Raw genomic sequence first — 7288 nt, forward strand, 5'->3', positions numbered from 1 at the left:
TTTAGAATTTCACATTTACAAAATCCCTTTATAAAGGGGTAATTCAATACATGTAGTATCTGTGTAGACATCTTAAAATCTTAATTTACAAAAGAAAAAAAGAGGCGATATTGTTTTTTGCAATAATTTTAATTCACACAAAATGGATAATTTATTTTTCCACTGTTAAAAAAACATTAATCAACAAAAAACACCAACGTTATGGAATTACACAAGAAGATCTTATTGGGATCATTTATTTCAATGGCTTTAGTATCATGTAATACTACCAATGACAGCATAGAAGAAAAGGCACCTCAGGAGCAGCAGGGACTTTCAAAATTGCAAGCTATATCCAAAGCAGATATCCCTGCAGGTTTTGAAAACACACAAATGTGTAAAGATGTTTATCTTCCCGGAGAGGACAAGGCTCCAGGAGCTGCCTCAAAGGGAGCTGTTATTACTACTAAAAAATGGCCCAATGGCAGTGTTATCACTGTAGGGCTTTACGGTGGCAGTACATATGTACGTAACAAAGTAATACAATATGCCAAAGAATGGTCCAAATATGCCAACATTACTTTTAATTTTGTTACCACTGGAACACCACAAATCCGTGTAACGTTTACATCTGGCGCCGGATCTTATTCATATATAGGAAAAGATGCTCTTAGCATAGCTTCTAATAAGGAAACCATGAACTTTGGCTGGTTTACTGATAGTACAAGTGATACGGAGTTTAGCAGAACTGTTACTCATGAATTTGGTCATGCTCTTGGGATGATTCACGAGCACCAACATCCATTAGCAGCTATCCCATGGGATAAGCCAAAGGTATATGCTTATTATGCAGGTGCTCCGAATTACTGGACCCAAGCTCAGGTAGATAATAACCTTTTTGCAAAATATTCAACTTCACAAACACAATATAGTGCTTACGATACAAAATCCATTATGCACTATAGCATCAGCTCAACACTAACCACAAATGGCTTCAGTGTGGGCAGCAATACTGTTTTATCTCCAACAGATAAGGAATTTATTGCAACAGTATATCCAAAATAAAAGTCTACTTTCCTCCATAAAAGTCTACCTTGTATAACATCAGGGTAGACTTTGCTGATTTTAGCATAAAAATAATCTATCATTCAAAGGAAAACCTTTGAAATTAATAACATAATGAAAAATGACTACCGAAGTAGCCATTTTTTTCTCTTAAGATATTTCAATCATTCGAGGTGGTTTCTGCTTTGCATCCTCTTTCTTGGGAATGGTCAGCATGAGCAACCCGTTTTCATATTTTGCATTGATATTGTCCTGGTCTACCACATCCTTTGGCAGCTCAAAGCTTCGTTGGAAGGATTGATAGCTGAACTCTCTTCGTGTAAAATTATCCTCTTTTGTTTCACTGCTGTCCTGCTTCATGGATGAAATGGTCAGCAGATTACCATCCAGTTTTATCTGAAAGTCATTTTTATCCATTCCTGGTGCAGCCACCTGTACCTCATAAGCATCTCCGTTTTCTTTTATATTGACTGATGGAACTGTTGTACTGGTGGATGAGTAATTATTGTTGCCCCAGTTAAAAAGTTCACGTCCAAAAAAATCATCAAAGAGGTTTGAAAAGCCCAAGTTGCTGTTTCCGTTTCTTCTCATTAGATTATTCATAGCAATTTCTTTTTAAATAAGTTTAACAATCATTTAATAACACATCAGCTGGCCAGCTGTATGTAAAATTCATCAAAAAAAATACCAGTTACCAAAGTGTGATTTTTTTTCCGCATTGCTGTCAAATTTTCAGTTTTCCTGACAAAAAATAATCACAACATCTTATCCAACAAACAATTACATTAATCACTCTTATCATTATTAGCCACTTTACGAAACTTAACAAAACTCCCGCAACTGATCCATACGGTAGATAAAAGAAGTGATAAACAAGTAATACCCAGTCCAGCTTTATAAAGATCGAATCCGACCATTCCGGTTTTGTAAGCAATCGAAAGAGCCAGAATTCCAAATTCACCGGTTTGAGAAAGTAATGCCCCTCCATAAAAACTATCTTTCCAACTGAAGTTCAATATCCGGAAAAAGAGAGATGACATGAGGCTGTTGCTTAAGAGAACAACCAAAGTACCTACAGCTATCAACTTATAATTGGAAAAGAGATAATCAAGATCCAGCCTCAAGCCAATAGACACAAAAAAAAGTGAAACAAAGAACACCTTGAAAGGCAGTAAAGAATGTTCCAACCAGTGAAATGTACTAATTTTACCTACCAATACCCCCGCAACAAAACTTCCCAATGCAGCACTCAATCCAACAATTTCTGCTATTGCACCAAATCCCAGGCATATAAAAAGACCTGAAAAAACTTGTAAATCATGGTCATTCTTCAAAAATTCATTTGAAAATTTAAACTCCCTTAAGTTTCTTATTTTTCTAAATATCAAAAAAATAACAATACATATTAATAAAGGAAGGATAAAGTTCAGCATATTGAATTTTTCTCCATTCCAAAATTTAAGAAGAGTTAAGGCTGGAGCAAGGAGAAGATCTTGTAACAGCAAGATATTAAGTATCACAATACCAAAGGCGGTATTTAGCGTTCCATGTTTCTTCATAAATTCCACAACAACTGCCGTACTGTTAAATGTAAAAAGAATTGCGATCAATAAAATGCTTCTAAAATCAAGTGTAAGAATCTCGCCAAGAAAAAAGGCAAACATAAAGCTTAGCAATATTTTTATACCTTGCGCCAATAAAGGTTTAATAATTAAAGTTTTTTTGTTGGGAATATTGATTTCCATTCCGATAAAAAACATCAGCAATAGTATTCCTATTTCTCCTATTACCTCTATTTCTTCCGGCTTGTTAAAAATCTTTAGGGCATAAGGTCCTAATAATACACCTGCTATAATATATGCAATAAGATAAGGCTGATTAAGCTTTTTCAATAAAAACATCAGTCCTAAAATTGTCATACACAAAACACATATTGTCCAAAGCATATCTCTGAAAATATTAAATTTACGTATTACAAATCTTAAAAATTCAAACTAGTATATCGTTTTATACATGGAAGTTACAAGGCAGCTGGCCAGCTTTGAAAAAATGCCAACAAAAAAAATACCAGCTAAAATATCGTGAACGTTTTTCAGTATTACTGTCAAAATATCCGGTTTTATTATTTCCTAGGTCAATTATGATCCGGATCATAATTCTTAATTCTAACCATAATTTAAATTTGGCAAAACAATCCATTTATTTTCTCATTAATACCCATAATAAAGCCTTCCAGCAGGAAGGCTTGTTTTATTCTTTTTCATAAGATTTGCTTAATATATGATCTGTCTTCCCTCAAGTTTGAGGATATCCTCCTGCTCCATCTTTTTAATAGTACGAATAACAGTTTCCACCCGAAGACCTGTTAAGTTTGCAATCTGCTGTCTTGTTAAAGGGACTTCATAAGTATAACGATCCTGCTCGTGTGCACATTCCTTAAAATAATCTATTAAGGACCTGATTTTTGTGCTTGGTTCAGATGCTGAATTGTTGAAAAGCATCACATATTTATAGAACAACCTGTCTGAAAGATTTTTGAGTATCCCCAACATTACATCATGGTTTTCACAGACCAATCTAAGGAAATTAGATTTTGATAATTTCAGTACTTTACAATCTGTTTTAGCCAAGGCATTCATTGGATATTTCTTGTCACTGAATAACAATGATTCTCCAATGCTCTGCCCATCCCTGAGTATGTTGAAGGTAAATTCCTTTCCATCCTCATGGTAATTGTTCAATTCAACTGTACCTTTCGCAATCTGGAAATAAAAATGAGGAGTATCACCTGTTTGAAAGATAATCTCTTTTGCCGGATAATCTTCATAAACAGCTCCATTTTCGAGTAAAAGATTCTCATCGATGATCATACTTTTATTTTTTTGATATGGTTGTACAATGGAAACTCTTAGTAAAAAACTGGTCATTTTCGAATACAAAATTCAGACCAATGAATTATGTAAGCTTAATGAGAGATAAGCTATTACAGATAAAAAAAATGGCCGCAATAGCCATTTTTATTCTACCCTATAAAAGAACGTTTGTATATCATGAAGCAAGGTTTGAACTTTATATCAACCCACTTCTTTCAACCAACGGGTTTAATCACTTAAATTTTTAAATGAATACTCATCATATACTGTGTTAATAAGCTGCTCAGAGGTAATGTTTCGTGAAAAAATAGGATAATGAAAACGGTCCAGTTTATTTAAAATACGGATAAGTTCCATCTTTTCTCTGTGGTTAAGATTTCCTGCCACGATATTGGTAGCCTGACGGATCTTTTCCATTTGGTTTTCCAAGATTTGCAGCCCTCTTTCAGTGATACGGATCAATTTACTTCGTTTATCCAGATCAGAATCTGTCTGTTCAATAAGTCCTTGACGTAAAAGTCTGGCAATAATAAGCATACCTACAGGTTTATCATGAATATTTTTTTTGATAAGAGCCATTTTGGTCATCTCACCAAAAGCTTTCAGATTAATGAGATAAATAAAGTCTTCCTGAGTAGAAAATTCAGAATCTGAAATTGCCGACTTTGAATAGGTTTTTGCATATCTGTTCAAATGAACAAGCAATGTACTTATGGCACTTTCTGGTGTTCTCCCATTCTCTTTGCCTTCCCAGTACGGTTCTTCGAGATGAACCATCTGATGTTCCGTATTTTCTTTATCAGAAATCCATGCTTTAAAGCCCTGAATAGTTCCCGGATACAAGTCAGGACAAGCCTGGACTTCGGTTTCAAACTCCTGTAATAGATCTATAAAATCTTTAATAAGTGTATAATTCATATCCGTTAAATAGTTTACAAAAATACCTAATTCCTTAAAGAATTACGCAATAATATAATCAAAACTATAGTAAATAGAATTGATTGAGCTGCTCTTCACATAGCGTCCTGATAACATCAATCCAACGATCTTCATCGTTCAGGCAAGGTATATAGGTGAAATTTTCACCACCAGCTTCCAGAAACTGTTCTTTTCCTTCAACAGAAATTTCCTCCAGGGTTTCAAGACAATCGGAAACAAATGCAGGGCAAACAATTGCAAGATTTTTAATTCCTTTACCTGGAATAGTCTCCAGCTTATGATCTGTATAAGGTTCTATCCATTTGTCTTTTCCTAATCTGGACTGAAAAGAAACAATGACTTTATCTTTAGGCAATCCAAGTTTTCTGATAACAAGATCCGTGGTTTTGAAACACTGATGGCGATAACAAAACGAATGGCTGGGATGGGCATCCTTATAACAGCAATCATTCATATTACAGGTCTTTGTAGGATCTGTTTTATAGATATGCCGTTCGGGAACACCATGATAAGAAAATAATAAGGCATCAAAATTTTCAGGAAGCTTCTCTCTGATACTTTCTGCCAGACAATCGGTATACAGGTCCCGGTTATAAAAAGGCTGCACGTAATTGATCCTTACCTCTGGAAATTTTTTCTTTCTTATCTCCTCTGCTTTTTCAATAACAGTTTCAGTGGTGCTCATCGCGTATTGTGGATAAAGCGGAAACAGTATAATTTCTGTGATTCCTTTTTTAACAAGATTCCTTATACCAGTCTCAATGCTTGGTTCGGCATATCTCATACCGATCTCCACAGGCACATCTACTCTTTTCTGAAGCTTTTGCTGTATTTTTTTTGTTATTACAATAAGTGGAGACCCTTCGTCTGTCCATACCGTTTTATAAGCCTGGGCAGATTTTGCAGGTCTTGTTTTAAGGATAATTCCCTGAACAAGAAGTGCCCGAAAGATCCATCGATAATCAATTACTTTTTCATCCATCAGGAATTCATCCAGATATTCCTTTACATCTTCTACTGCAGTTGATCTGGGAGAGCCAAGATTGATTAATAAAATTCCTTTTTTAGCCAATGTTATTTATTTTATTAGTGAATAGTGTACGATCTGTTATTCTGCCAGGGCTTCTTTGTAAGCTTTCAATGCTCTTTCTCTGGCTTTTGTGTGTTCTACAACAGGTTCTTCTGAATGGTCTTCAGGAAGCCATTTTCTGATATACTGACAATCTTTATCAAATTTTTTTGCCTGTTCATAGGGATTGAAAATTCTGAAATATGGTGCGGCATCACAACCACAGCCTGCTGCCCACTGCCAGTTCCCGTTGTTAGCGGCCAGATCATAGTCTAACAATTTTTCAGCAAAATAGGCTTCTCCCCACCGCCAATCAATAAGCAAATGTTTGGTAAGAAAGCTTGCTGTGATCATTCTTATCCTGTTATGCATAAATCCGGTTTCGTTTAGCTGCCTCATTCCTGCATCCACAATGGGATATCCTGTTCTTCCCTCACACCATGCCTTAAATTCTTTTTCGTTGTTTCTCCAGGCAATATTCTCATACTTCTTTTTAAAGCAATGATGAACAACACTTGGAAAATGATACAGGATCTGCATGAAAAATTCTCTCCAGATCAGTTCATTAAGCCATACTTCACTATGTTTAACAGCATACTGTACACATTCACGGATCGAAATGGTTCCGAAACGAAGGGCAATCCCAAGGTGTGTAGTATGATCCATTGCAGGGAAATCCCGGTACTTTCCGTAAGAATCTATTATTTTTTTGTCAAGCTTGGGTTCGGTGAACTTGAAATCTGTTTTTTCAAATCCGATTTCCTTTAGCGAAATGATCTCCGAAGAACCTTTGTAATGTCCAAAACTATCCCAATTTGTATCGACAGTTTCTATATCTTTCAGATTTTCTTTCCATTTTTTTGAATACGGGGTAAAAACAGTGTATGGAGTCAGGTCATTTTTCAGAATATTATTTTTTTCAAATATGACCTGATCCTTAAAACCTTTCATCTGAATATGGTGCTCCAACAGTAGATCAGCTACCTGCCGGTCCCGTTGTATGGCCTGCGGTTCATAATCCCTGTTGCAGAAGACTCTATCAACATTAAAATCCTGAATTATTTTTTTAAAAACTTCCGTTACGGTACCATAATAAACATAAAGTCCGCTGTTATGTTCTTTCAAATCATGATGAATCTGTTGTAAAGCACGATGGATATAGTCTACTCTTCTGTCTTTTTTATTCTGAAGCCGGTCCAGTATTTCAGTATCAAAAATAAAAACCGGGATCACCTTTAATCCTGAATGAAGTGCATGATGAAGTGCTGTATTATCTTCCAGCCTGAGATCTCTTCTGAACCAAAAAATGTTCACTTTATCCATGATCTGTATTTTTAAATGTAAGTCTTGTTTTTTAATAAAT

The 7288-nt window shown here is 35.3% G+C and carries 7 protein-coding genes; 1 reads left to right on the forward strand and 6 read right to left on the reverse strand.

All coding sequences use genetic code 11. The features are described 5' to 3' along the window. The first annotated feature begins 201 nt into the window (after positions 1-201). Positions 202-1044, forward strand: a complete 843-nt coding sequence (locus tag BBH99_RS06685) for a M12 family metallopeptidase (RefSeq protein WP_066693697.1) — start codon at positions 202-204, stop codon at positions 1042-1044. 150 nt (positions 1045-1194) lie between these two features. On the opposite strand, the gene BBH99_RS06690 is transcribed toward BBH99_RS06685, so the two are convergent. The 6 genes from BBH99_RS06690 to BBH99_RS06715 all read right to left on the reverse strand — a co-directional run bounded on the left by BBH99_RS06690 (position 1195) and on the right by BBH99_RS06715 (position 7248). Continuing rightward, on the reverse strand, positions 1195-1647 hold the full coding sequence (locus BBH99_RS06690; protein WP_066693700.1) for an Hsp20/alpha crystallin family protein: 453 nt from the start codon (positions 1645-1647) through the stop codon (positions 1195-1197). Between the two features lie 182 nt (positions 1648-1829). Continuing rightward, entirely contained in the window at positions 1830-2963 is a 1134-nt protein-coding gene (locus BBH99_RS06695) for a cation:proton antiporter (RefSeq protein WP_066693709.1), read from the reverse strand. Positions 2964-3317: 354 nt separating this feature from the next. Further along, positions 3318-3914, reverse strand: coding sequence for a Crp/Fnr family transcriptional regulator (locus BBH99_RS06700; protein ID WP_083188767.1), 597 nt, complete (start codon positions 3912-3914; stop codon positions 3318-3320). 231 nt (positions 3915-4145) lie between these two features. Further along, positions 4146-4835 (reverse strand): MarR family winged helix-turn-helix transcriptional regulator, encoded by a 690-nt coding sequence (locus tag BBH99_RS06705; protein WP_066693711.1) that lies wholly within the window; start codon positions 4833-4835, stop codon positions 4146-4148. 64 nt (positions 4836-4899) lie between these two features. Next, the gene (gene hemH / locus BBH99_RS06710) at positions 4900-5928 is read right to left on the reverse strand and encodes a ferrochelatase (protein WP_066693713.1); all 1029 of its coding nucleotides are present in this window, start codon (positions 5926-5928) and stop codon (positions 4900-4902) included. 36 nt (positions 5929-5964) lie between these two features. Then, entirely contained in the window at positions 5965-7248 is a 1284-nt protein-coding gene (locus BBH99_RS06715; protein WP_066693715.1) for a cryptochrome/photolyase family protein, read from the reverse strand. Positions 7249-7288 lie beyond the last annotated feature (40 nt).

Source organism: Chryseobacterium contaminans (assembly GCF_001684955.1).
Lineage (GTDB): Bacteria > Bacteroidota > Bacteroidia > Flavobacteriales > Weeksellaceae > Chryseobacterium > Chryseobacterium contaminans.

Bases quoted from the DNA above. Each gene is read 5' to 3' on its own strand.
- BBH99_RS06690 (WP_066693700.1), bottom strand. From the start codon at position 1,647: ATGAATAATCTAATGAGAAGAAACGGAAACAGCAACTTGGGCTTTTCA.
- BBH99_RS06695 (WP_066693709.1), bottom strand. From the start codon at position 2,963: ATGACAATTTTAGGACTGATGTTTTTATTGAAAAAGCTTAATCAGCCT.
- BBH99_RS06700 (WP_083188767.1), bottom strand. From the start codon at position 3,914: ATGATCATCGATGAGAATCTTTTACTCGAAAATGGAGCTGTTTATGAA.
- BBH99_RS06685 (WP_066693697.1), top strand. From the start codon at position 202: ATGGAATTACACAAGAAGATCTTATTGGGATCATTTATTTCAATGGCT.
- BBH99_RS06705 (WP_066693711.1), bottom strand. From the start codon at position 4,835: ATGAATTATACACTTATTAAAGATTTTATAGATCTATTACAGGAGTTT.
- BBH99_RS06715 (WP_066693715.1), bottom strand. From the start codon at position 7,248: ATGGATAAAGTGAACATTTTTTGGTTCAGAAGAGATCTCAGGCTGGAA.